Source organism: Actinomycetes bacterium (assembly GCA_024222295.1).
Classification (GTDB): domain Bacteria; phylum Actinomycetota; class Acidimicrobiia; order Acidimicrobiales; family Microtrichaceae; genus JAAEPF01.
On the sequence record JAAEPF010000021.1, the window covers coordinates 25,332 to 48,903 of the forward strand.

A 23,572-nucleotide genomic window follows, 5' to 3' on the forward strand; every position below is an offset into this window, starting at 1 on the left:
TCAACTACAAAGGTGCGATTGGCACCCCTAGGCGAGGGGTGTCCAACGAGGGGGATTAAGCGATGCGTAGCAAGTTCCTTGTACTCACGTGCCTGTTGTCGGCCGTCGTGCTGGTCTCTGCGGCCTGCACGACTCCATCCAACAACGTCAACACGCCGCCCACGGCCGTGCTGACTGCGTCACCCGATTCGGGAGGGCCCCCTCTCGAGGTGTTCTTCTCGGGGCTGCTCAGCAGCGACCCCGGCGGCACCATCACCGACTACCACTGGGACTTCGGTGACGGCAACGTCTCCACCGACCCTGAGCCCTCCAACACCTACACAGCCGACGGCGTCTACACGGTCACCCTCACGGTGACCGATGACAAGGGTGCAACCGGCGTCGACACCACAGACATCACGGTGGTCACGCCCAACGCCCCGCCGACCACGACCGCCGGCGCCGACGTCACCTCGGGCGTCGAGCCGCTCACGGTCAACTTCACCTCGTCTCCGGCTGACTCCGACGGCACTGTCCTCTCGGTCGAGTGGGACTTCGGTGACGGCAACACCTCGACCGACACCGACCCGAGCCACACCTACGCGACCGCCGGGTTGTACAGCGCCGTGGTGACGGTGACCGACGACGATGGAGCCATCGCATCGGACTCCATCGACATCACGGTCAACGCCAACCAGGCCCCCACCGCTGTTGCCACCTCGGACGTGACCTCGGGCAAGACCCCGCTCGCAGTCACCTTCGACGGCTCCGGCTCGAGTGACCCCGATAACGCGATCGTCAGCTACGCATGGGACTTCGGTGACGGCAACTCCGACACCGGCGCAACCCCGGCAGCGCACACCTACACCGCAGCCGGCAACTACACGGCGAGCCTCACGGTCACCGACACGCTCGGGGGGTTCAACACCGACACCGTCAACGTCACGGTCTCGGACAACGTGGCTCCACTGGCCGACGCCCAGGCGACGCCTACCTCGGGTGAGTTCCCGCTGGCCGTCACTTTCGACGGCTCCGGCTCGTCTGACTCCGACGGCTCCATCCTGAGCTACAGCTGGGACTTCGGCGACGGCAACTCCGCCACCGGCGCAACTCCGGCCGCTCACACGTACACCGCTGCGGGCAGCTACGACGCTGTTCTCACCGTGACCGACGACAACAGCGCCATCGGCACCGACACAGTCACGATCTCGGTGGACGCGCCCAACGTGGCCCCGACGGCCGCCATCAGCTCGGACACCACCTCTGGTCCGGAGGACCTCGAGGTGAACTTCGACGGCACGGGCTCGACCGATTCCGACGGAACCATCGTCAGCTACGCGTGGGACTTCGGTGACGGAGGCTCCTCCAACGCCGCTGCCCCGACCTACACGTACTTGACGCCGGGCACCTACACGGCGTCTCTCACCGTCACCGACGATGACAGCGCAACCGACTCCAAATCGGTGTCGATCACCGTCCTTGCCAACCAGGCCCCGAACGCGGCGGCGAGCGCCAACCCGCTCACCGGCAAGGAGGACCTGGAGGTCGACTTCGACGGCACGGGCTCGACCGATCCCGACGGAACCATCGTCAGCTACGCATGGGACTTCGGTGACGGCAACAACGGCACCGGTGCCACGCCGACGCACACCTACGTCGACGACGGCACCTACACGGCCACTCTGACGGTCACCGACGAGGACGCAGCGACCGACGATGCCTCGGTGACGATCACGGTCAACCCCAACACGCCGCCCACTGCGGCAATCTCGGCGAACCCCACGAGCGGCGCACGCCCGCTGGTGGTCAACTTCGACTCGTCTGCCTCATCGGATCCCGACGGCACGATCGTGTCGACCGAATGGGACTTCGGTGATGGCAACACGTCGACCGCCGCAGCTCCCAGCCACACGTACTCGGAGGGCAACTACACAGCGACGCTGACCGTCCACGACGACAGCGGGGACAGCGCCTCCAAGACAGTGGGCATCTCCGTGGTCATCGACGACGACGGCGACGGCGTGTCGCCTCCCACGGACTGTGACGACAACGCCTCGGGCACCTACCCGGGTGCTGCCGACCCGCTGGATGCCGGCGGTGTCGACAGCAACTGTGACGGTGCCGACGGTGACGCCTCGGACACGCTGTTCGTGAGCACCACTGGCACCGACTCGGGTTCCTGTGGTGCCATCGGCTCTCCCTGCGCAACGATCGGCCAGGGCGTCACCAACGCAAGCGGCATCGGCAAGGGCGTTGTGCAGGTGTCCAACGGTGCGTTCGGCGGCTTCACCCTCACGGGTGACCTGGTCGTCCGCGGCGGCTACGAGACCGACTTCGACGGCCGGACCGGCACGACCACGGTGACTGGCAGCGGGACGGGCGTGCTCGCCAGTGGCACCAGCACCGGTGCCACCCTCCAGGACCTCGCGGTCGACTCGGGAACCCCAACCGGTGCGGGAGCGAGCGCCTACGGCGTGCTTGCGACCGGATCCACCCTGTTGATCGTGGACTCCACGGTTACCGCGGCGGCCGGCAACGCCGGCAACTCGGGCGGCTCGAAGCCGTCTACGCCGGGCAACGCCTGCAACGGTGGCAACGGCGCCAACGCCAGCGGCCCGGGCTCGCCCGGCAACGGAGGCTCCGGCTGCTCCGGAACCTCGCCGAGCAACTCCGGTGGCGGCGGCCGCGGTGGTGACTACAGCGGCTCCGGCAACGGCGGTGGCTCCGGTGGCGGTGGCGCCGGTGGCGGCAACGGCGGCTGCGGCAGCCTCTTCGGTTGCGGTACCAACGCCGGTGGCGGTGGCGGCGGCGCCGGTGGTGGCGCAGGATCGGCCGGTTCCGCAGGCTCGAACAGCGTCTCCGGCTCCGGTGCGACCTACGTCGGCCAGAACGGCACCGGCGGTGGTGGCGGCGCCCGCGGCGCCGGCGCCGGCGGCGGTGGTGGCGGCAAGTCCGCCTCGGCCTCCGGTGGTGGCGGTGGTGGCGGTGGTGCCGGTGGCACCGGCGGTACCGCTGGCTCCGGCGGTGGCAGCTACGGCGGTGGCTCCTTCGGTGTCTACTCCCACGACTCCAACGTGACCCTCACCAACAGCACGGTTACCGCCGGCAATGGTGGCAACGGTGGCGCCGGCCAGGCCGGTGGCAACGGCGGCCGCGGCGGCAACGGCGGCAACGGCGGTACCAGGTCCTGCTGCCTCGCAGGCGGCGGTGGCGGTGGCGGTGCCGGCGGTGGTGGTGGCGCCGGTAGTGGCGCCGGTGGTGGCGCCGGTGGCCCGTCGATCGCCGTGTTCAACATCGGCACGGGCACCCTTGCCGAGTCTGGCAACACCCTCGCACCAGGCACGAGCTCCGGTTCCGGAGGCTCGGGCGGATCCGGAGGCTCCGGTGGCTCGGCGGGCTCGACCGGGTCCGGCACCCAGGGTGCCGGCGGTGGAGGCACTGGCAACGGTGGCTCCACCGGCAACGGCGCAGCTTCAGGTGCCAACGGACTGAAGCTGTCGATCTGGGACAACGGCACCACCACTGCCTGATCAGAACCAGAGAACCGCAGGAAGGCCCCCGGCTCAGCCGGGGGCCTTCCTCGTTCTCCGGGGGGTCGTCGGCGCTGTGGAGTCCTTCAGTGCCGAACCGCCGCCTTCGGTAACCTGAGTGCAGCAGCGACAGTCAGAGACCACGTGCCTTCACGATCCGCGAACGACGACAACGACGACAAGCGACCGGAGCTCCATGTCGTGGGTGACCCCGAGTCGGCTGCGCAGACGGGGGCCGACAGCCCAGCGGAGCGCGAGGCGCCCAAGGAGCAAGCGGCTTCCGATGTGACGCCGCGGGAACAAACGCAGGACCCGGTCGAGAAGGCCGAGGCGCTCCTCGCCGAAGCTGACCCCGAGGCGGTCTACAAGTCGATGCTGGGCCTCACCCGAACCGGCCACTCGGACCTGCTGCAGACCCTTCCGTACACAAAGGCGCTCGAGTTCCACGACCCCACGTGTGTGAAGGTCGATCCCGACCCGCAGGGCCTGGACGCCGTGGACCTCTACGCCCACGCAGCGTTTCCCGAGTTCGACCGGGTTCTGCTGGAGCCGTTCCAGGATCCTCGTAACGACCATCTGTTCAACCACCTGCGCAGCCTCATGTTCCTCGAGAACCAGAACGTGGCGCTGGTCACCAACCACGGCCAGATCATCGACATTGCCCTGGTGCTGGGAGCATTCCTCACCGCCATGTGCAACTCCGAACGCACATTCGGCGTGCTCGGCAAGCGGGTGGAGCTCGACGACCTGGCGGCGCGGACCAACGTGCTGGTCTCGCGGATGGTCGCCACCCAGGCGGCACTCGGCGTGCCGGCCATGCAGGTACTGCAGATCGGAGCTCGCACCTTCCTGTCGATTCCGCAAACGGCCAGTCGTCGCAGGGCGAAGCTCGACTCCGAGCTGGTGCGCGCCAACAACGTCGTGATGCGTCATGAGCTCGAACAGCAGATGGCCCAGGGTGGCCAATTGCTGGCCATGGCCGCCAGCGGCTCACAGGACCTGTCTGTGACCGCCGGGCTGATCAAGAAGGCTCGTGACGGCTGGCTCAAGCGGCGCGGTGAGGAGCCGCCCGAGCGTGCCACCCTGCACCTCCAGCCGCTCTACGACGGCACCATCAAGCTGATGGAGGCGTGTGACTACGTGCTTCCGGTCGCGATCTCGCTCGACCCGGAGACTCCCTGTTGCGTGTTGGGGGAGATGACTCGGCTCACGGAGCGCGACGACTGCCACCGCGTCATGGACTGGATCGCCCACGCCCACCAGGAAGCCACCGGCGTGCCCACGGTGTACCACTGGGACGAGGACGACCTGCTGACCCAGGTGCGTTCCCTGGGCGACTCGCTGCGGCGCTGAGGCGGCCCATTCGCCGATTCGGCGGAATCGGCATCGGGAGCCATGTGCAACCGGTTCCGGGCCGGGGCGCATGCTCCGGTAGCTTGGGCCGTCGTGAGTGCCGATCGCCCCGAGAAGTTCCAGTCCCTCACGGGCATGCGCGACATGCTCTGGCCCGACTCCGCGCGTCGGCGCGAACTCGTGGACCTCTTCGTGGCGGCGGCCCAACGCGCCGGTTACCGCGAGTTGGTACCGCCGCTGCTCGAGGATCTCGGAGTATTCCTGCGCGTCGGCGAGGAGACCGACGTCGTCACCAAGGAGATGTACGACTTCACCGACCGCGACGGCCGGCGCATAGCACTGCGACCGGAGATGACCGCCGGGGCAGTACGGGCATTCGTGCAGCACAAGCCGTTGTTGCCATGGAAGGTGTTCTACGCGGGCTCCAACTTCCGCCACGAGCGCCCACAGAAAGGCCGCTATCGCTCGTTCGACCAGGTGGGGGTCGAAGCGCTGGGCAGCGATGATGCCGACCTCGATGTCGAGGTGATCGCCCTCGCTTGGCGTTTCTTCGAGGACCTGGGGCTCCGGCAGGTCACGCTGTTGCTCAACACCCTCGGCGAGCACGACGACCGCGCCCGCTACACAGAGGCAGTGCGCGGTCATCTCGAGTCCCACGCCGCAGACCTGTCGAGCGAGGCGCTTGAGACGCTCGGTCGCAATCCGCTGCGGGTACTCGATTCGAAGCGCTCCGAAGACCGCGGTGTCGTGGCCAACGCGCCGACCATCGCCGAGTTCCTCTCTGCCGGGTCCGCCGAGCACTTCTCGCGGGTCAAGGACGGCCTGGAGGCACTCGGCATACCGTTCCGGGTGGAGGAGCGCCTGGTGCGCGGCCTCGACTACTACCGGCGCACCACGTTCGAGTTCGCCGCCGATGCCCTGGATGCGGCGCAGAACGCAATCGGCGGAGGCGGCCGCTACGACGGGCTCGCAGAGGACCTCGGCGGCCCGGCAACCGACGGGATCGGCTTCGCCCTCGGCGTCGACCGGATCCTGCTGGCAGCCGACGCCGAAGGGGTGTTCCCGTCGCCGGAACCGCTCCTGGACGCCTTCGTGGTCGACATGACCGGCGGGGCCGTCGCCCGCGACCTGACCCATGAGCTGCGAGCCGCCGGTCTCAGCGCCGACCGGCGCTTCGGTGGTGGCAGCATGAAGGCCCAGATGAAAGCCGCGGACCGCAGCGGTGCGGCGGTGGCACTGATCGTGGGTGAGGACGAATTGGCGGCCGGAGAGGTGACCCTGCGCACACTTCGACACCACAGTGACACCGCAGGCGACTCCGTGCAGCAACGAGTGCCGTTGGGAGATGCGGTCACCCGGGTGCGCGCCGCGGTCGCAGGTGCATCCGACAAGGGAAGCGACAGAGGAAAGCCATGACCGAGCCAAGCCAGAGCGCGCCGGGAGGCGCCACGTCGATGCGTACCCACATGTGTGGCGAGCCCCGGCGTGAGGACATCGGCTCCACCATCACCGTGTGCGGCTGGGTTGGCCGCCGGCGCGAGCATGGCGAGCACCTCGCCTTCGTCGACCTGCGTGACCACACGGGCGTGCTGCAATGCGTGGTCGACGGCTCGGTGGATGTGCGCAGCGAGTACGTGTTGCGCGTCACCGGCACCCTGCGGGAGCGTCCCGACGGCACCATCAACGAAAAGCTGCCCACGGGCGAGTTCGAGCTTGCCGACTGCGAGGTGGAGGTCCTCTCGGCGGCCGAGCCGCCGCCGTTCCCCCTCGACGACCGCGCTTCGGAGGTCGACGAGACGATCAGGTTGCGGCACCGCTACCTGGACCTGCGCCGCGAGCGCATGCAGGACAACCTGCGCAAGCGTGCGGTGATCAACTCGGCGATCCGGGCGGCGATGGACGCACAGGGTTTCGTGGAGGTGGAGACGCCCATGCTGATCGCGTCCACCCCCGAAGGCGCGCGCGACTTCGTCGTGCCGTCGCGGCTTCACCCCGGCAACTTCTACGCGCTGCCGCAGAGCCCCCAGCTGTTCAAGCAACTCTGCATGGTGGGAGGGGTCGATCGGTATTACCAGATCGCCCGTTGCATGCGTGACGAGGACCTGCGCGCCGACCGCCAGTTCGAGTTCAGCCAGCTCGACGCGGAGATGAGCTTTGCCGGCCAGGAGGACGTGCTGGCTGCCATCACAGCTGCCGTGTCCGCAGCGGCGGAGTCCGTCACGGGTGAGCCCATCGGCGAAGTCCCGCGCATGACGTGGCACGACGCCATGGACCGCTTCGGCTCAGACAAGCCCGACGTGCGTTTCGGTATGGAACTGACGGAGCTCACCGACGTGTTCGCGGACACGGAATTCAACGCCTTCAGGGCGACTTCGATCAAGGGCCTGTGCCACAAGGGTGCCAGCGACGACACCAGCCGCAACCGGCTCGATGACCTGACGGAGTCGGCAAAGCGGTGGGGAGCCAAGGGCCTCGTGTGGATGAGGGTCGAAGAAGTTGACGGTGCCCCCACGCTCACCTCGCCGATAGCCAAGTTCCTCTCCCACCAGGAGCTGGCAGGCATCGTGGAGCGCCTCGGAGCCGAGCCGGGTGACGTCTGCTACCTGGTGGCCGACGAGTGGCTGCGGACTTGCCATGTGCTGGGGCTCCTGCGGCTCGAACTCGGCCGCCCGCCGGTACACGAGGGCGGTCTGCAGTTCCTGTGGGTGGTCGACTTCCCGCTGTTCGAGTCGGTCGACGAGGCAACGGGGAAGCCGGTGCCGGCTCACCACCCGTTCACGATGCCGCATGCCGACGACCTCGACCTCCTCGACGGCGAGGTGGAGGACCTGCTCAAGGTCCGTTCCCAGGCATACGACCTGGTGCTCAACGGGTGGGAGCTGGGCTCTGGAAGCGTCCGAATCCACCGAGGGGACGTCCAGCAGAGGATCTTCGATCTGCTCGGGATCTCTCCCGAAGAAGCGGCCGCGAAGTTCGGCTTCCTGCTCGAGGCGTTCCGCTACGGCGCGCCGCCCCACGCCGGCTTCGCGTTCGGTCTCGACCGGCTCGTGGCGTTGCTGCTGGGCGAGGACAACATCCGAGAGGTGATCGCGTACCCGAAGACACAGTCGGGCGGTGATCCGCTCACCAAGGCGCCCACCGCGGTTGACGACGCCCACCTCGAGGAACTCGGGCTGCGACTGCTGCCACCGAGCACCTGAGTCGGCTGCGCCGCAACGGCGTGGCGCAGTGGCGGCGGCCGGACGGGCGGTAGCGTGCGGCCATGGACGACCTGTTCACTGCGGCTGCGGCCGAACGACTGGCAGCACGTGGCCCGCTGGCGGACCGCCTTCGACCGCAGACGCTCGACCAAGTGGTCGGCCAGGATCACCTACTCGGGGCAGGTGCGCCGCTTCGTGCCCTGGTCGACACCGACCGGCTCTCATCGGTCATCCTCTGGGGGCCACCGGGCACCGGCAAGACGACTCTGGCGCGGCTGCTCGCCGAGGCGTCAGCCAAGGCGTTCGTGCCCATGTCGGCCGTCACTGCTTCGGTCAAGGACATCCGGGCGGTCTCAGCGGAGGCAGAGACCCGGCTGGGCGCGCACTCACGGGGCACGATCCTGTTCCTCGACGAGATCCACAGGTTCAACAAGGCACAGCAGGACGCCCTCCTCCCGTCGGTGGAGACCGGCCTGATCGTGCTGATCGGGGCCACCACCGAAAACCCCACGTTCGAGGTCAATCCGCCTCTCATGAGCCGGTCGACGCTCTTCCGCCTCGAGCCACTCGACGAGGCCGCTCTGCGAGAACTGGCCGCGCGTGGCCTCGAGGCCGAAGCGGCCGACGCCGAACCCGCGGCAGTGGACCACCTCGTCGACTCTGCAGGGGGCGATGGGCGGCACCTGCTCACGAGCCTCGAGGTCTCGATCGCGCTGGCGAGTTCGCGGCTGGAACGCGAGGGCGGAACCGGAGCGGTCGAGGTGGTCCTCGATGACGCACAGGCCGCGCTCGGCGTGGCCTCGGTGCGCTACGGCCGCGACGACCACTACGACGTGATCTCGGCGTTCATCAAGTCCATCCGGGGTTCGGACCCGGACGCGGCACTGCACTGGCTGGCCCGGATGCTCGAGGCGGGCGAGGACGCGAGGTTCATCGCCCGGCGGTTGGTCATCGCAGCGTCGGAGGACGTCGGGCTCGCCGACCCGACCGCGCTGATGGTGGCGGAAGCGGCTGCCAGGGCCGTGGAGTACGTCGGCCTTCCAGAGGCGCGGATCAACCTGGCCCATGCCACCGTGCACCTGGCACTGGCCCCCAAGTCGAACACCGCCTACGCGGCGCTGGGGCGTGCCGTGGCCGACATACGTTCCGCTCCGGTGGGGGAGGTGCCGATGCACCTGCGCGACGCGTCCTACCGGTCGGCCCGGGGCCTGGGACACGGTGTGGGCTACGAGTACCCCCACGACGACGAAGGCGGCTGGGTCGACCAGGAATACCTGCCCGCCGAACTCGCCGACGCGCACTACTACCGTCCGTCTCGCCACGGGCGCGAGGCTGCGGCGGTCGAGGGTTGGTTGGCCCGTCGCGGCAGTGGTGGTTCCACGGGCAGCGGTGCCGGCTGACCCCCTGGGTGTTCCCGACGTGGCCATGTCGTGCAGCGCGTCGGTGTGCTCCCCGGCGGAGACAGGACGTGCCCATTGCCCCGGCGAGACCGAAGCGGTCTGCGAAGATGGCCCCATGAGTGCAGTCGACCTGCTGGCAGTCACAGCCGCCGTCCTCGGTGCCCTCGCACTGGTGGCGGTGTGCATCGCATTCTTCGCCGCCGCTCGCCGCCTGGGCGCCGCCGCGGATGCCCTTGCGGTCGCCACGGAGGAGTTCAGCGATGCGGCCCGACCACTGGTCGCCGACCTTGCAGGATCAGCAGATCGCGCCGCGTCCGAAGTGGACCGTGTGGAGCACCTCCTCGACCTCTCGACCGGCATCGCGGAGCGCGTCGACGGCACTACCGGCGCCACGTACCGCGCCATCACCTCGCCGGTCATAAAGGGAGCGGCCCTGGCCGAAGGTACCCGCCGGGCGGCCCGGCGCCTGGGCGGCAGACGCAGCGCCTGAGCTGCCCGGCGTTCAGCTGTCAGCTCCTGTGGCCTCGAGGTGCGCGTTCAGCACGCTCCACGCCTCGACGCCCGCTTCGTGGCGCCACAAGAGGCGAAGGGCGCGTCGGAACGCCGGCCCGTGGGCCGCTTCGTGCCCGGCTGCAAGGTGTGCCAATTCGTGCAGCACCGTTTCGAGGCCCCAGCCATGCCCGTCGACTATCGCCATGATCCCGACCTCGTCGGCCGTCGTGCAAGCCGCAGACCAGGTGGCGTTGCGAGAGCGCCTCTGCAGCTCCAGCTCGACCGGTGCAGCGGGAAACGTCTCATCCCACCAATCGCCGACAACCACCGACTCGACGTATGCCTCCAGCTCGCTGAAGCGGCCGAAGCGTCGCAGCGGTAGGTCGCGGATCGCTGCGGCCTCGGCCGCGTAGACCGCCCGCGCATCGCCATCAGCGCCCAAGCCGGACAGCCTCAGGCCGTGAGGGCCCTGGCGCCGCGCAGGGCCGCCTCGCCGAGCCCCGCCCTGCTACCCGCGTCGCGGCCAGCGCTGTGCCCGCTGCGTGAGGACCCCGCATCCATGCGACGGCTGCGCAGGTAGGGGTAGCGGCGACTCACCTCGGCGTCCACGGCCTCCTCGCGTGCCACCAGCACCAGTGCCAACGACTGATCCGGCGCCTCCGCCGGCCCGGAGCGGCGCTGGTCGGCGACATGTGCCGCCTCAGTACGCCGTGCGTCGGCCAGGCGCTCGGCCACTCGGGCTGTGAACCCCGAGATGAAGCTCCGTCGCCATGCGGCCGTGGCGCCCGGCGAGCCGCGTCGGGCCCCCCGGCGCGGGCCGCCCGCCAGCATCGAGCGTGTGAGCTGCACGAGCAGCGACGTGACCAGCACCTCCATGCGGTCGAGGTCACCGGGAAACCCCACTGCGGCGACCCTGCGGACCCCGTCGGGTTCGGAACCGACGTCGATCACTGTGCAGCCAGCGTGCTCGCCGACCGCCCCGAACAGCGAGACCTTTCGGGCCGCGTAAGGAGACGGAACCACGAGCAGGCGCTCGGTGGGTTGTTCGGTGCCGGCCTCCTGTTCGCCGGCGGCAGCCCACACGAGGGCCTCCTCGATCGAGTGCCGAGCCATCAACTCGGCGACCTTGGCCAGGCACGACTCGCGTTCCGACTCGAAGTCGGTGGCCTCCGCACGGCTGAGCAGCTTCTGTATGACCCTGAGTGTGGCGTCGCTCATGTTCGACAACCTACGGCTCCGGTGTGACACGCAGTGTCGTTGCTGCTGCCGTGACACGCAGTGTCGCCATCATGTGTCGGCTTCGCCGCCGTCGTTTCGCACCCAGACGGTGCGTTGCGGGAACGGGATCTCTATGCCCGCCTCGTCGAGGGCGAGCTTGAAGCGCCGGTTGAGCTCACGCTGCACGTCGAACTGGCGAGCCGGGCGGGTGCGCACCGAGATGCGGATCGTGACTGCATCAGCCGCCAAGTCCTCGACGCCGCGCACCTCCGGCTCATCGAGGAAGGAGTCCTCCCACTCGGGGTCATGGGCCAATTCGTGCGCAGTGTCCAGCAGCACGCCGGATGCCAGGTCGGTGTCGGTGCCGTATGCCACTCCGACGTCGAGCAATGCCTTCGACCAGTTCTGGCTCTTGTTGCCGACCCTTTCGATCGCACCGTTGGGGACGTGCCAGAGGGTGCCGTAGATGTCGCGCACGACGGTGGTGCGCAGAGTGATGCGCTCGACGGTGCCGCTGTCCTCGCCCAGGTCGATCACGTCGCCAACGCCGAACTGGTCCTCGCTGATCATGAAGATGCCCGACAGGAAGTCGCCGACCACCTTCTGGGCACCGAAACCGAGCGCCACTCCGAGGATTCCGGCTCCGGCCACCAATGGCGCCAGGTTGATGCCGATCTCGCCGAGCACGAGGATCACCGCGATCGTCCAGACCCCGAACCGGGTCATCGCGTAGATGACGTGAGCGAGCGTCTCGGTGCGCTGGTGGACGCGAAGGTTCTCCTGTTCGAGCTCGGTCCTGATGCGCTCGGGTACGTCGTCATCCTCGGCCTGCTGGTTCTTGATCTTCACCGCGCTCTGCGCGACACGGTCCATTCCCCGGTAGATGGCCCGTTTGAGAACGAAGAGCATCACGAACGCGACGGCCAATATCACGAGGATCTGCACGACGTTGTTCGAGAAGAACTCGGTCGCGTCAGCCAGGCCCTCGCTCTTGGTGCGGTCATACACCCAGCGGCAGATGCCCTCGCCTTCGAGGTCGCAGCCACCGACGCCCTCGAAGGCCTCGGCGACAGTGTCGGTCTGGTCGTCGGAATCGGCGTTGTCGCCCTGCAATCGTCCGAGCAAGAGGCCGATCCGACCAAACAGTGCTGCCGTCATCTGGCCACCTCCTGCGGCTCTGACACGAGCGCGTGGCTGCACGCGACCCCGGACGCTACTGCCAGCCCGTCCGGGCGCGAGGCATTGTTCTGCCGGGCGGGCCCGATTGCGCCATGATGGAGCCATGAAGCGACTGTTCTGGATGGGCGTCGGAGCCGCAGCGGGTGCGTCCGGGACCGTCTGGGCGCAGCGGAAGGTGCGCTCCAGTATCGACGAGCTGGGCGCGGAGCAGGTCGTCGCAGCCGCCGGCCGCGGGGCCCGTGCCATGGGCCGCAGTGTGCGGGCAGCCGTGAGCGAGGGCCGTGCAGGCATGGTCGAGCGCGAGATCGAGCTCAAAGGGAGGCTGTTCGGCACCGAGGCCTCCCTCGACCTGCGCCGCGACCCGGGCGCCGGTGACCCACCACTGCGGGTGCTGCGCGGATCAAACGCTTCTGGTGTGCGCCGGTCCGCTCGGTAACCTCGCGTCACCGATGTCAGCCAGCACGCCTACCCCGATGACCGCGGACGCGCTCCGCGCCGCCTGGAACGACTTCTTCGCGGAGCGCGCCCACACACTGGTTCCCTCGGCCAGCCTCATTCCCACGCATCCCTCGGCGCCGATGTTCACCAACTCGGGGATGATGCCGTTCGTCTCGTACTTCCTGGGCGAGGAACCGGTGCCCTATGACCCGCCCAGGGCGGCCTCGGTCCAGAAGTGCGTGCGTGCGGGTGGCAAGCACAACGACCTCGATGCCATAGGTCGTTCGCCCAGGCACCTCTCCTTTTTCGAGATGATGGGCAACTTCAGCTTCGGCGACTACTTCAAGGCCGAGGCGATCCCCTGGGCCTGGGAGTTCCTCACCGAGGTGCTCGGACTCGACGGGGACCGAATGTGGGTCACCGTGCACACCTCGGACGACGAGGCCGAGGAGATCTGGGCCGACGCCGTGGGCTTTCCCCGCGAGCGCATCCAGCGGCTCGACAAAGACAACTTCTGGGAGATGGGCGAGACCGGGCCCTGTGGTCCGTCCTCCGAGGTGTTCTGGGACTTCGGCGCCGAGGTCGGGCCGGCTGGTGGCCCCGCCAACCCCGCAGCCGAGCACCGATACGTCGAGATCTGGAACCTCGTCTTCCCGCAGTACTTCCGTGGGGGAAGCGGTGAGTTGTCGGACCTGCCGTCAAAGAACATTGATACCGGCGCCGGGCTGGAGCGCCTGCTGGCCGTCATGGCCGGGAGCCCGTCGCTGTACGCGGCAGACGTGCTGGTGGCCTTGCTCGAGGAGGCGCAGTCGGTCACTGGCGCCAAGCTGGGCTCGGGAGAACTGAGCGACATCGGTCTGCGCCTGCTGGCGGACCACACACGCACCGCCACCTTCTTGGTGTCAGACGGCGTGATCCCATCCAACGAAGACCGCGGCTATGTGCTTCGCCGGATCATCCGACGCGCCGTGAGGTTCGCGTACATGCTCGACGTGCATGAGCTGGTCCTGCCCCGCATGGTCAAGGCATGCGTGGACCTGATGGGCAACGCATATCCCGACCTCCGCGCCCAGGAGGATCACGTGGTCGAGCTGATCTGGCGGGAGGAAGAAGGGTTCCGCCAGACGCTGGAGCGCGGCTCGACGCTGCTCGATGCGGAGCTCGATGCAGTCGGTGAGGGCGGAGAGCTCTCCGGTGACGTCGCCTTCGTGCTTCACGACACCTACGGATTCCCCCTCGAGGTCACAACCGAGATGGCGGATCTACGCGGCTCCGCGGTCGACATGGCCGGCTTCGAGGACGCCATGCGCGAGCAGCGGGAGCGCTCCAGGGCAGCAGGCCGCAAGACGGGTGTGGAGGCCGGCGAAGACGCAGAGCTGGCCCGCTCGGTGCTGGCGCAGTCGGGGCCCACCCGCTTCACCGGCCGCGAAGAGTCGTCCACCGAGGCGACCGTGCTGGCGATCGGCAACGGTTCGCTCTACCTCGATGCCACGCCGTTCTACGCCGAGGCGGGCGGACAGGTCGGCGACACCGGCACCATCACCACCGAGACCGGCTCGGTACAGGTGCTCGACACCCTCAACTCGCTACCCGGGCTCCACCAGCACCGCATCGGGGACGTCGAGGGCACCGTGGAGCCGGGCCAGTCGGCAGTTGCGTCCATCGACGCGCCGCGCCGTTCGGCGATCGCCCGGAACCACACGGCCACCCATGTGTTGCACTGGGCCCTGCGCGAGGTGCTGGGCGACCACGTCAAGCAGCAAGGCTCGTTGGTGGCCGATGACCGCCTGCGGTTCGACTTCTCGCACCACAGCGCCGTCACCCCCGACGAGATTGCCCGCATCGAAGACCTCGCCAACGCCGAGATCCTCTCCAATGCAGCAGTGCGGCACTTCGAGACCTCGATGGACGAAGCCCGCGAGATGGGGGCGATCGCCTTCTTCGGCGACAAGTACGGAGAGGTCGTGCGCGTGCTCGAGGCAGGCCCGCACAGCACCGAGCTGTGCGGCGGCACCCACGTCGGTGCGCTCGGCGACATCGGCATCATCAGGATCGTGTCCGAGGGTTCGATCGGCTCCAACGTGCGCCGTGTCGAGGCCGTCACAGGCGCCGCCGTGGTCGACCTGTTGCGCGAGCGCGAGGCCACGATCGACTCGGTCGCAGACACACTCGGCGTGCCGGTGGAGGATCTGGGTGAAGGCCTGGCCAAGCGGCTGGCGGAACTCAAGGAGCTGCGCGGTGACGTGGCCGAGTTGCGCCGGCAACTGGCCGGTAGTCAGTCGGATGACCTGGCCGGGTCGGCAGTGAACGGTGTTGTGGTGGCGCGCGTCGACTCCGATCGCCGCGAGGACGTACGGGACCTGGCGGTGGCGCTACGTGACAAGCCGGACGTGAAGGCCGTGGTGCTCGGCTCATCGCCCGGCGGCAAGGGCGTGGCCCTGGTAGCGGCTGTCACGGCCGACAGTGGCCTCAACGCCTCGGAATTGATCGCTGAAGCAGCCAGGCTGGTCGGAGGAGGCGGCGGCAAGGCCGCGGACCTGGCCATGGCCGGCGGCAAGCTGCCCGAGAAGCTGGACGAAGCGCTCGACAGCGTGCGGGCACTGCTCAGCGCCTGACCCCGATGCGAGCCATGGGCATCGACCTTGGATCGAAGAGGATCGGCCTCGCCATCTCGGACTCGGCCGGCCGCACGGCGGTACCCATGGAGGTGATCCACCGGGGTCGCGACTGGGCTGAGGACCACCGCCGGATAGCCGAACTGGTGCAGGAGGCGGAGGCCGAAGTGGTCGTTGTGGGGCTGCCGCTGAGCCTGGATGGCGGCGACGGTCCCGCGGCGCGGCGTGCCCGCAAGGAGATGAAGGCTCTCAGTAGGTCTGTGCCGGTACCCGTGGAGCCCTACGATGAGCGACTGAGCACCACGGAGGCAGAGCAGTCGCTGAGGGCCGCCGAACTCGACTCGAGGCGAATGCGCTCCGTGATCGATGCCGCTGCGGCCTCGGTGATCCTGCAGGGATGGCTGGACGCACGCCGTGGCGGCACTACGCCCCCAGAGACGCAATCCGAACCCCGGGAACCGAGTTGACCAGGACCAGCGAGCACGACACCGACCAGGGCGATGGGGCACCCGACCCCCTCACCGACGATGACTGGGTTCCGCTGCCCAACGACGCCGACGGTGGCCGTCGCGTGCTGGCCCTCGTGGTCGGAGCCGTCCTGGTGCTCGCCATCACGATCGGCGGGCTGGTGTTCTGGGTGTCGCGCAAGATCGACCCGCCCGGCGAACCCGGTGCTGTGGTCGCCAGCATCGAGATCCCCACGGGCTCATCCAACGACTCGATCGGGGAGATCCTGGCTGACGCCGGCGTCGTCAGCGACGGCGGACTGTTCGCCCGCTACACGGGCCTGAAGGGCGAGGGCCCCTGGGAGGCCGGCGAGTACGTCGAGTTCCGGGAGAACTCCAGCTTCGACGAGGCGGTCTCGGTACTCGACGCCGGCCCCTTGCCGGTCGGCGCGTCCAAGGTGCGCGTCACCGAGGGCAAGCGCCTCACGGATGCGCTCGACCAGATAGCCGAACAGCACCCCAACGTCACGGTGGAGGACCTTCTCCTCGCGCTCGGGTCAGGCGAGGTCACCTCCAAATACCTGCCAGAGGGGTCCACCAGCTGGGAGGGCCTGCTCTTCCCCGACACCTATGAGTTCTCCGACGACGCCACGGCGACGCAGATCCTGCAGACCCTGGCCGACCAGATGGTGTCGGTGATGGATGAGCTGGGCTACGAGCGTGCCGAGGCGCTCCGGGGCCTGGGCGCCTACGAGCTGGTGACCGTCGCGTCCATGGCGGAGCGGGAGACGGGGAGTCCCGAGGAGGAGCGCGGCCAGATTGCGCGGGTGATCTACAACCGCCTCGACGACGGCGAACCACTCGGCATCGACGCCACGATCCTCTACGGACTGGGCCGCAACTCCGGTGAGCTCACCAAGTCCGAACTCGAGGCGGACTCGCCGTACAACTCGCGGCTCAACGCGGGCCTGCCGCCGACCCCGATCGGACTGCCCGGCAGGGCCTCGCTGCAGGCCGCCATCGACCCACCCACGGGCGACTGGAGGTTCTACGTGTTGGTCTCCAACGACCCGCCCTCGCACCTGTTCACGGAGTCGTACTCGGAGTTCCAGCAGGCCAAGGCCGAGGCGCAGGCCGACGGGGTGTTCTGAGACGTGTTGCCCTCCGGTGCCCCCGGTGGCTCCACCACGGTCGCGGCCGTCATCGGGGATCCGGTGCGCCACAGCCGCTCGCCGGCCATCCTCAACGCCGCGTTCGCTGCAGCCGGACTGGACTGGACCTTCGCGGCCTTCGAGGTGCCGCGCGGCCGCGGGGCCGAGGCTGCGGCCGCAGTGCGCTCGCTGGGCCTCGGCGGCTTGTCGGTGACCATGCCCCACAAGCAGGAGGTGATCGCTTCGCTCGACCGGCTCACCGGCGATGCCGAGGCGTTGGGAGCAGTCAACTGCATCGAGCGTGACGGCGAGACCCTGGTGGGCCACAACACCGATGGTGCCGGATTCCTCGCCGGACTCGCCGCAGAGGAATTCGATCCGTCCGGTGCACGATGTGTCGTTCTGGGCGCCGGCGGAGCTTCGCGTGCGGTCGTGCTGGCGCTGGCCGGTGCGGGCGCCGCCGAAGTCGTCGTGGTCAACCGCACTCCGGACAAGGCGCTGGTTGCGGCAGCCCTGGCCGGCCGGGCTGGTCGGACCGCCGGACCCGAGTCGTTGGGCGACGCGCTCGCATCCGCGGACCTGCTCGTGAACGCGACCCCTGTCGGCATGGCCGACGGGGACCAGTCGCCCGTGGACCCGTCGCTCATTCGCCCGGCGCTGGTGGTGAGCGATCTGGTCTACCACCCTGCGGACACGCCCCTGATGGAGTCTGCACGGCAGGCCGGTGCGAAGGCCCACAACGGCCTGGGGATGCTCGTCGGCCAGGCAGCGGTGGCGTTCGGTATCTGGACAGGCGGGCAGGCCCCCGTCGCCGAGATGGCCCGGGCAGCGGTCGAACCACCTGAAAACTGAACCAGCCGGCCAAACGTGCCGATGAGGTGTCGTTCCCGCGCAAGGAGAAACGGAAGTGGCCCTCCAAGGCACCATCGACTCGTTCCCACTCGTAGACGTCCTGCAGTTGCTCACGACGTCCAACAAGACCGGCCGGCTGGACCTCGTCGGCGACCGCGGGCGCGGCGCCCTGTGGGTGGACGAAGGCCGCCTCATCGCCGGCAACCTGCAGGGACGCGATCTCGACGAGGCAGCTGATGCCGTCTGGGAGCTCCTGAGGTTCAACGACGGCTCCTTCGAGTTCAGCACCGGCGAGGAGCCTCTCGAGGCTCGCTTCTCCACCGACGTGGGAGAGGCGATGGCGGCGGCCTCCGAGATGCTCGAGCAATGGGAGCGCATCCTGGAGCGGGTGCCGGACCTGGCCCACCACGTACAGCTGAGCACCGAGCTTCCGGGCGCCGACATCCGCCTCAGCGCCGATGACTGGTCCGCTGTCGTGGCGATCGGTCCCGGCCCGAGGGTGCAGGACGTGCTGGTGTCGCTCGGCGCCAGCGAGTTCGCCGGATGCGCCCGCCTTGCCGAACTGGTGGACCGCGGCCTGATCGAGGTGACCGAGCCGGCAGCCGGGGTGGCTGCGCACCCCGCCGTGGCCCCGGTGGAGGTTGAGCCGGCAGCCCCGCTGCCCGATCCCGCCGAGCCGGTCGCGGTCGAGCCTGTGGCCGAGGAACCAGTCCCCGTTCAGTCCGAGTTCCGCGAGCCAGCGGCTGCAGAGCCCGTGGCCGACGCGCCGGACGCCCCCGCACCGCTCGCGACCGAGCCCGTTGCAGCCGAACCGGCCGATGCGGCGGTGCCACAGGCTGCACCCCAGTGGGACGCCCCGGAGGACGTCCCGCTCTCGGAGCAATTCCCCGAACAGTCCGTTGCCCAGGCGGAGGTGCCGGCCGCCGCGTCAGTGGCGCCGCCACAGCCCGCTCCCGAGCCCATGGCCCCGGGTGTCGCAGAGCCGTTGTTGGAGGCCCGGGTGGTGTCAGAGCAGGAACCGGCGCCCGGTGAACACCTCGCGCAGGCCGAGGCGGTGGTCGCCCAGGGCTTGCCGACCCAACCCCAATACGAGGCCGAGCCGGTCGCCGGGGCTGCGGGCGAGTTCCCCGAGCACTTCCCGATCGACGACCTCGTGGGTGGCGAGCAGAACCCCGCCTGGGATCCTGCCCAACAGGCAGCCGACCAGCCCGCCGCGACCGGTGGCCACAACGGAGCCGATCCCCAGGCTGACGCTGCATCGGGCGATGTGCTGTCGCAGATCAGCCGTCTCAGCCCCAAGGCCGCAGAGGCGATCGCGGCCGCGCTCGGCGACGGCGAAGCTCAGTAGCGCCAGCCGATGGGAGCTCGAAGCGGTGGGGGTGCGGGGGCCCAGAGCGCAGGTCCAGTAGCATGTTCCGACGTGTCGGTGTTCAGTTCACGTTCAGCAGACAATGGCCGGCGAGCGGCGCCGGATGCGGTGGGTCGCGGCGTGCTTGGTCACGACCCTGACGGCACCCCGACGCTGTTCGTGCTGGCCGGCAACTCGCTCGGCACCACGCCGGTCGGGGTGGAGGGCGCACCGCAGTGGTTCGACCTGCGGCGCCTCGTGAACCTCGATGCAGTTGGTGACCCGGTGGGGGCCAGGCTGCCCGTCGAGGCCTCCTTCGACGGCGGGTCCACGCTCATCGCGATGTGGCCCGAGCCGTTCGTGGACCAGGTGGTAGGCCGGCTGCAGGAACTGCTCTCGGCCGGCGACATGGTCCCACAGGGTGCCGAAGCCGCGGGTCCGGGGGGCGACGCAGCCCCTCCGGTGGCCGAGCAGCGATTCGACGCCGGCCCCATCGAGGCCACTGCAGCAGAGGCCCAGCCGGCTCTGGAGCCCCCAGCGGCCTTTGCCCCGCCTGTGGCAGAGCCCATGGCGCCGCCGCCGGAGGCCCCACCTGCAGCGGTGCCGCCTGTCGCGCCTGTGGCCGAGCCCATGGCGCAACCACCCGAAGCACAGCCGTTGGCGGATCCGCCGATGCCCGGAGGCCAGCCGCTTCCCCCATCCGATGCGCCTGCGGGCCCAGCCGGAGCGGCTCCGCTGCCCGGTGCCGTGCCGGTCAACAACCCCCAGGGGGCCGAGGCGCCCATGTGGGCAGCCGGTGACGACCGCCCACTGCCGGGCGATGGTCCACCTCTCGCGCAGCAAGGCGGTTCGGCCGGCGGACAGCTGACCCTGGAAGACGTCGTCTACCACGGTGGCTACCCGGGCCAGACCAAGAAGCGCAAGAAGTGCGTGGCAGTGCTCGACGGCACCGGTGTCACCGTGAACGGACCCAGTGGTCCCGACTTCCGGCTCGGCTGGGAGGTCATTCGATCTGTGGAGGCCCAGAACGCAGATGAGGCCAAGTTCCGTCTCGGGGTGAAGGCCAAGCGCAACTCCACGGTCATCGTCCTCGACTGCGACCAGGGCGTCACCATCGTGATCGAGGCGCTGGACGTGCCGACCATGCCCCTGAAGGGCGCGCTGCAGGAGCTGCTCGGCGGTGGTCCGGTCACCGTGACGTGAGGGGTGCCGCCCACGTGTCGCTGGTGGGCCTTTCCGGCACCGGCAAGTCAAGTGTCGCTCCGCTGGTGGCGCGGCGCACCGGCCGGGTCGCGGTTGACCTGGACGACTTGGTGCAGCAACAGGTCGGGTCCACCATCGCGGAGCTGTTCGAGGTCGAAGGTGAACAGGCATTCCGCCGTCGTGAGCTCGAGGCGCTCGAGTCGACCCTCGAAGGCCCTGCTGCGGTGGTGGCCACCGGGGGTGGAGTGGTGACGACACCGCAGGCAGCCGGGTTGCTCTCGTCGCGTACCACGGTTGTGTGGCTGGACGCATCGCCCGCTCAGTTGGCGCCGCGGCTCTCGGCCGACGAAGAGGCCAGGCCCCTGCTGGCCGGCAATGCGCTGGAACGGCTCGAGCAGATGCATGCCGAACGCGGCCCGCTCTACGAGTCGCTGGCCGATGTGGTCATCGACGTGTCTGCCGGCACTCCCGAGGCCATCGCCGATGCAGTCACCGCCAGCATCGGGTTGCAGCCATGACGGAAGCGATTGCAGCAGCACTGACGGGAGTGTGGTTGTGAGCGACACACTGCAGGTCGATCTCGTGCTGGCCGATGGGCGGCGCTGCCCGGTGCTGGTCGGCGAGGGCGTCCGCGGCGAGCTGGCGGCAGCGGTGCCCGAGAGCGCCTCGAAGGTGGCGGTCGTGACCCAGGCGGCGGTCGGTGTCGATGTCGACCCCGGGGTGGATCACCGGGTGTTCACGATCGGCGAGGGTGAGTGGCACAAGAGGCTCGGCACCATCGAACAGCTGTGTTCGGAGTGGGCCGAGTGGGGCCTGAGCCGCGCCGACTGCGTGGTGGGTGTCGGTGGCGGGCTGGTCACCGACGTGGCGGGATTCGCCGCGTCGGTGTACCACCGTGGCCTGCCCGTCATCCACGTTGCCACCACGTTGCTGGCCCAGATCGACGCCGCCATCGGCGGCAAGACAGGCGTGAACCTGCCGGAGGGCAAGAACCTCGTCGGCAGCTTCTGGCAGCCGACGGCCGTGTTCTGCGACACCGAGACCCTGCAGACACTGCCACCTGCGGAATGGCGGTGCGGCCTCGGCGAAATGGCGAAGTACAACTGGCTGGGCGGAGACCGCCTCGACACGCTGCCGCTGGTCGAACGGGTAGCCCGGTGCGTGCAGATCAAGGCCGACGTGGTGGCCTCGGACGAGCGCGAAGGTGGCAGGCGGGCCCTGCTCAACTACGGCCACACCCTGGCCCACGCGCTCGAGACCGGCGGCGGCCACGAACTGCGCCACGGGGAGGCGGTTGCGATCGGCCTCGTCTATGCCGCAGAACTCGCCCGGATGCTCGGGCGCATCGGCGATGATGCCGTGGCCGAGCACCGTAGGGTCGTGGCCGGCTACGACCTGCCCACGGAATTACCCGCTGGCACGGATCCCGCGAGGCTGGTGCACTTGATGGGGCGCGACAAGAAGTCCCTCGGCACCGGCCTCACGTTCGTGCTGCTCGGCGAAGGGGGAGTCGAGGTGGTCAAGGGCGTTGACCCCGAGACCGCGGAGGCAGCGTTGCAGGAGATGACATGAGCCAGCCAGCAGTCCTGTTGTTGTCGGGACCCAACCTCGACCTTCTCGGCGAGCGCGAGCCCGATGTGTACGGCACCGCCACCCTTGCCGACCACGTCGATGCCGCCGCTTGCGAGGCCGAGCAGTGCGGGCTCGCGGTCACCCACCTGCAGTCCGAAAGCGAGGCCGACCTGGTGAGGGCGGTGCACACTGCCCGCGCCGAGTCAGCGGGCATCATCATCAACGGAGGGGCCTTCACCCACTACAGCTGGGCGTTGCACGACGCACTGGCGGCATTCGAGGGGCCCGTGGTCGAGCTACACCTGTCCAACCCGGGTGCGCGCGAGGACTTCCGTCACCAGTCCGTGCTCACACCGGTCAGCACCGCTGTCATCGCCGGGCTCGGTGGCGAGGGCTATCCGCTGGCCGTCAGGGCGATGGCCGGGCTGCTGGGTACCCTCTCGGCATGACCGTCACCGAAGGCGTCACACCGACACACAGCCCCGAGGACCTACCGCCGATGGATGTGGCCGCTCGGATCGAGCGCCTCCGCGGTGCACTCGACGACGCCGGGGTCGACGCGGTGGTGGTTAGCGAGCTCACCAATGTGCGGTACCTCACCGGCTTCACAGGGTCTTCCGCGATGGTGCTGGTGGCTCCCGACCGGGTGCTGTTCGTGACCGACGGCCGCTACACGACCCAGAGCGAACAGCAGCTCTCCGATTCAGGTGTGGTTGCCGAGATCGAGATCTCCACCGCTGCCCCCGAGCTCACGATTGCCGGCGCCGCTTCGGGCATCGACCGGCTGGGCCTCGAGGCCGACTCGATCTCGTGGTCCGCGCAGCGACGCTGGGCAGACGAGCTCTTCGACGGCGACCTCGTGCCCACGGTCGGGCTGGTCGAGGATCTGCGTCTCGTGAAGGACCCCGGCGAGGCCGCCAGGATCCGGGCCGCCTGCGCGATAGCCGATGAGGCACTGGGCTCGGTGCGTGACCGCCTGGCCGACCGCCCCACCGAGCGCGACTTCGCGCTCGAGTTGGAGGCCGCCATGATGCGCCTCGGTGCCGATGACCTGAGCTTCGAGACGATCGTGGCGGCCGGTCCCAACGGTGCGAGACCGCATCATTCCCCGTCGGGACGGCAGGTGGCCGAGGGTGACCTGGTGGTCATCGATTTCGGGGCCCTCCTCGACGGCTACCACTCCGACATGACCCGCGCCGTGGCAGTGGGTGACGTGGGCGACGAGCGGCGCCGGATGCTTGACGTGGTGGCCGAGAGCCAACGTGCAGGCGTGGAGGCCGTTGCGGCAGGCGTGGAGGCCGTGGAGGTCGACCGGGTCTGCCGCGATGTGATCGAGGATGCGGGCTGGGGCGACGCATTCCTGCACGGCACCGGTCACGGAGTCGGTCTCGACATCCACGAGGAGCCACGTGTTTCCTCCCGCTCCACTGCCACCCTGGAGGTCGGCCATGTGGTCACGGTGGAGCCCGGCGTGTACCTTCCCGATCTCGGTGGGGTCCGCATCGAGGACACCGTTCTGGTGACCGAAGGCGGCTGTGAACGCCTGACGCTGGCCCCCAAGGACCCACAGCTGGGCTGACGGCCAGCGCCGTGGCC

20 protein-coding genes are annotated in these 23,572 nt (G+C 69.1%); 17 read left to right on the forward strand and 3 right to left on the reverse strand.

The window, feature by feature from the left end:
* Nucleotides 1–62 precede the first annotated feature (62 nt).
* The 6 genes from GY812_05440 (at nucleotide 63) to GY812_05465 (ending at nucleotide 9,952) form a co-directional block, all read left to right on the forward strand.
* Nucleotides 63–3,509, forward strand: a complete 3,447-nt coding sequence (locus GY812_05440; GenBank protein MCP4434934.1) for a PKD domain-containing protein — start codon at nucleotides 63–65, stop codon at nucleotides 3,507–3,509.
* 144 nt (nucleotides 3,510–3,653) lie between these two features.
* Complete coding sequence (locus tag GY812_05445; protein MCP4434935.1) at nucleotides 3,654–4,862, forward strand: hypothetical protein; 1,209 nt, start codon at nucleotides 3,654–3,656, stop codon at nucleotides 4,860–4,862.
* A gap of 93 nt (nucleotides 4,863–4,955) precedes the next feature.
* Nucleotides 4,956–6,278 carry a histidine--tRNA ligase gene (locus GY812_05450; protein MCP4434936.1) on the forward strand — a complete coding sequence of 441 codons (1,323 nt, stop codon included), beginning with the start codon at nucleotides 4,956–4,958 and terminating at the stop codon, nucleotides 6,276–6,278.
* Nucleotides 6,279–6,316: 38 nt separating this feature from the next.
* Nucleotides 6,317–8,062: an aspartate--tRNA ligase gene (gene aspS, locus GY812_05455; protein ID MCP4434937.1), complete on the forward strand. Its 1,746-nt coding sequence runs from the start codon at nucleotides 6,317–6,319 to the stop codon at nucleotides 8,060–8,062.
* Nucleotides 8,063–8,124: 62 nt separating this feature from the next.
* Nucleotides 8,125–9,462: a replication-associated recombination protein A gene (locus GY812_05460; GenBank protein ID MCP4434938.1), complete on the forward strand. Its 1,338-nt coding sequence runs from the start codon at nucleotides 8,125–8,127 to the stop codon at nucleotides 9,460–9,462.
* A gap of 115 nt (nucleotides 9,463–9,577) precedes the next feature.
* Nucleotides 9,578–9,952, forward strand: coding sequence for a hypothetical protein (locus GY812_05465; GenBank protein MCP4434939.1), 375 nt, complete (start codon nucleotides 9,578–9,580; stop codon nucleotides 9,950–9,952).
* A 12-nt stretch (nucleotides 9,953–9,964) separates the two neighbouring features.
* Here the strand turns inward: GY812_05465 and GY812_05470 are convergent, their stop codons facing one another.
* From GY812_05470 to GY812_05480, 3 genes are all read right to left on the reverse strand, one after another.
* Nucleotides 9,965–10,396 carry a hypothetical protein gene (locus GY812_05470; protein MCP4434940.1) on the reverse strand — a complete coding sequence of 144 codons (432 nt, stop codon included), beginning with the start codon at nucleotides 10,394–10,396 and terminating at the stop codon, nucleotides 9,965–9,967.
* Nucleotides 10,397–10,407: 11 nt separating this feature from the next.
* Nucleotides 10,408–11,172 (reverse strand): DUF2786 domain-containing protein, encoded by a 765-nt coding sequence (locus GY812_05475; protein MCP4434941.1) that lies wholly within the window; start codon nucleotides 11,170–11,172, stop codon nucleotides 10,408–10,410.
* Between the two features lie 69 nt (nucleotides 11,173–11,241).
* On the reverse strand, nucleotides 11,242–12,330 hold the full coding sequence (locus GY812_05480; protein ID MCP4434942.1) for a mechanosensitive ion channel family protein: 1,089 nt from the start codon (nucleotides 12,328–12,330) through the stop codon (nucleotides 11,242–11,244).
* 124 nt (nucleotides 12,331–12,454) lie between these two features.
* Between GY812_05480 and GY812_05485 the strand changes: the two genes are divergently transcribed.
* The 11 genes from GY812_05485 (at nucleotide 12,455) to GY812_05535 (ending at nucleotide 23,555) form a co-directional block, all read left to right on the forward strand.
* Nucleotides 12,455–12,787 (forward strand): hypothetical protein, encoded by a 333-nt coding sequence (locus GY812_05485; protein MCP4434943.1) that lies wholly within the window; start codon nucleotides 12,455–12,457, stop codon nucleotides 12,785–12,787.
* 13 nt (nucleotides 12,788–12,800) lie between these two features.
* A complete protein-coding gene (alaS, locus tag GY812_05490; GenBank protein ID MCP4434944.1) occupies nucleotides 12,801–15,404 on the forward strand; it encodes an alanine--tRNA ligase in 2,604 nt (867 codons plus the stop codon).
* Between the two features lie 5 nt (nucleotides 15,405–15,409).
* Entirely contained in the window at nucleotides 15,410–15,871 is a 462-nt protein-coding gene (ruvX, locus tag GY812_05495; GenBank protein ID MCP4434945.1) for a Holliday junction resolvase RuvX, read from the forward strand.
* Nucleotides 15,868–17,001 (forward strand): endolytic transglycosylase MltG, encoded by a 1,134-nt coding sequence (gene mltG, locus GY812_05500; GenBank protein MCP4434946.1) that lies wholly within the window; start codon nucleotides 15,868–15,870, stop codon nucleotides 16,999–17,001. The genes ruvX and mltG overlap by 4 nt, the downstream gene beginning before the upstream one ends.
* Before the next feature lie 3 nt (nucleotides 17,002–17,004).
* Nucleotides 17,005–17,853 (forward strand): shikimate dehydrogenase, encoded by an 849-nt coding sequence (locus GY812_05505; protein MCP4434947.1) that lies wholly within the window; start codon nucleotides 17,005–17,007, stop codon nucleotides 17,851–17,853.
* Between the two features lie 55 nt (nucleotides 17,854–17,908).
* Nucleotides 17,909–19,201 (forward strand): DUF4388 domain-containing protein, encoded by a 1,293-nt coding sequence (locus tag GY812_05510; protein MCP4434948.1) that lies wholly within the window; start codon nucleotides 17,909–17,911, stop codon nucleotides 19,199–19,201.
* Between the two features lie 72 nt (nucleotides 19,202–19,273).
* Nucleotides 19,274–20,404, forward strand: coding sequence for a hypothetical protein (locus tag GY812_05515; GenBank protein ID MCP4434949.1), 1,131 nt, complete (start codon nucleotides 19,274–19,276; stop codon nucleotides 20,402–20,404).
* The gene (locus GY812_05520; protein ID MCP4434950.1) at nucleotides 20,401–20,922 is read left to right on the forward strand and encodes a shikimate kinase; all 522 of its coding nucleotides are present in this window, start codon (nucleotides 20,401–20,403) and stop codon (nucleotides 20,920–20,922) included. Before GY812_05515 ends, GY812_05520 begins: the two co-directional genes overlap by 4 nt.
* Nucleotides 20,888–21,976: a 3-dehydroquinate synthase gene (locus tag GY812_05525; GenBank protein MCP4434951.1), complete on the forward strand. Its 1,089-nt coding sequence runs from the start codon at nucleotides 20,888–20,890 to the stop codon at nucleotides 21,974–21,976. The genes GY812_05520 and GY812_05525 overlap by 35 nt, the downstream gene beginning before the upstream one ends.
* Entirely contained in the window at nucleotides 21,973–22,425 is a 453-nt protein-coding gene (locus GY812_05530) for a 3-dehydroquinate dehydratase (protein ID MCP4434952.1), read from the forward strand. The genes GY812_05525 and GY812_05530 overlap by 4 nt, the downstream gene beginning before the upstream one ends.
* Before the next feature lie 50 nt (nucleotides 22,426–22,475).
* Complete coding sequence (locus GY812_05535) at nucleotides 22,476–23,555, forward strand: aminopeptidase P family protein (protein MCP4434953.1); 1,080 nt, start codon at nucleotides 22,476–22,478, stop codon at nucleotides 23,553–23,555.
* The last annotated feature ends 17 nt before the right edge of the window (nucleotides 23,556–23,572 follow it).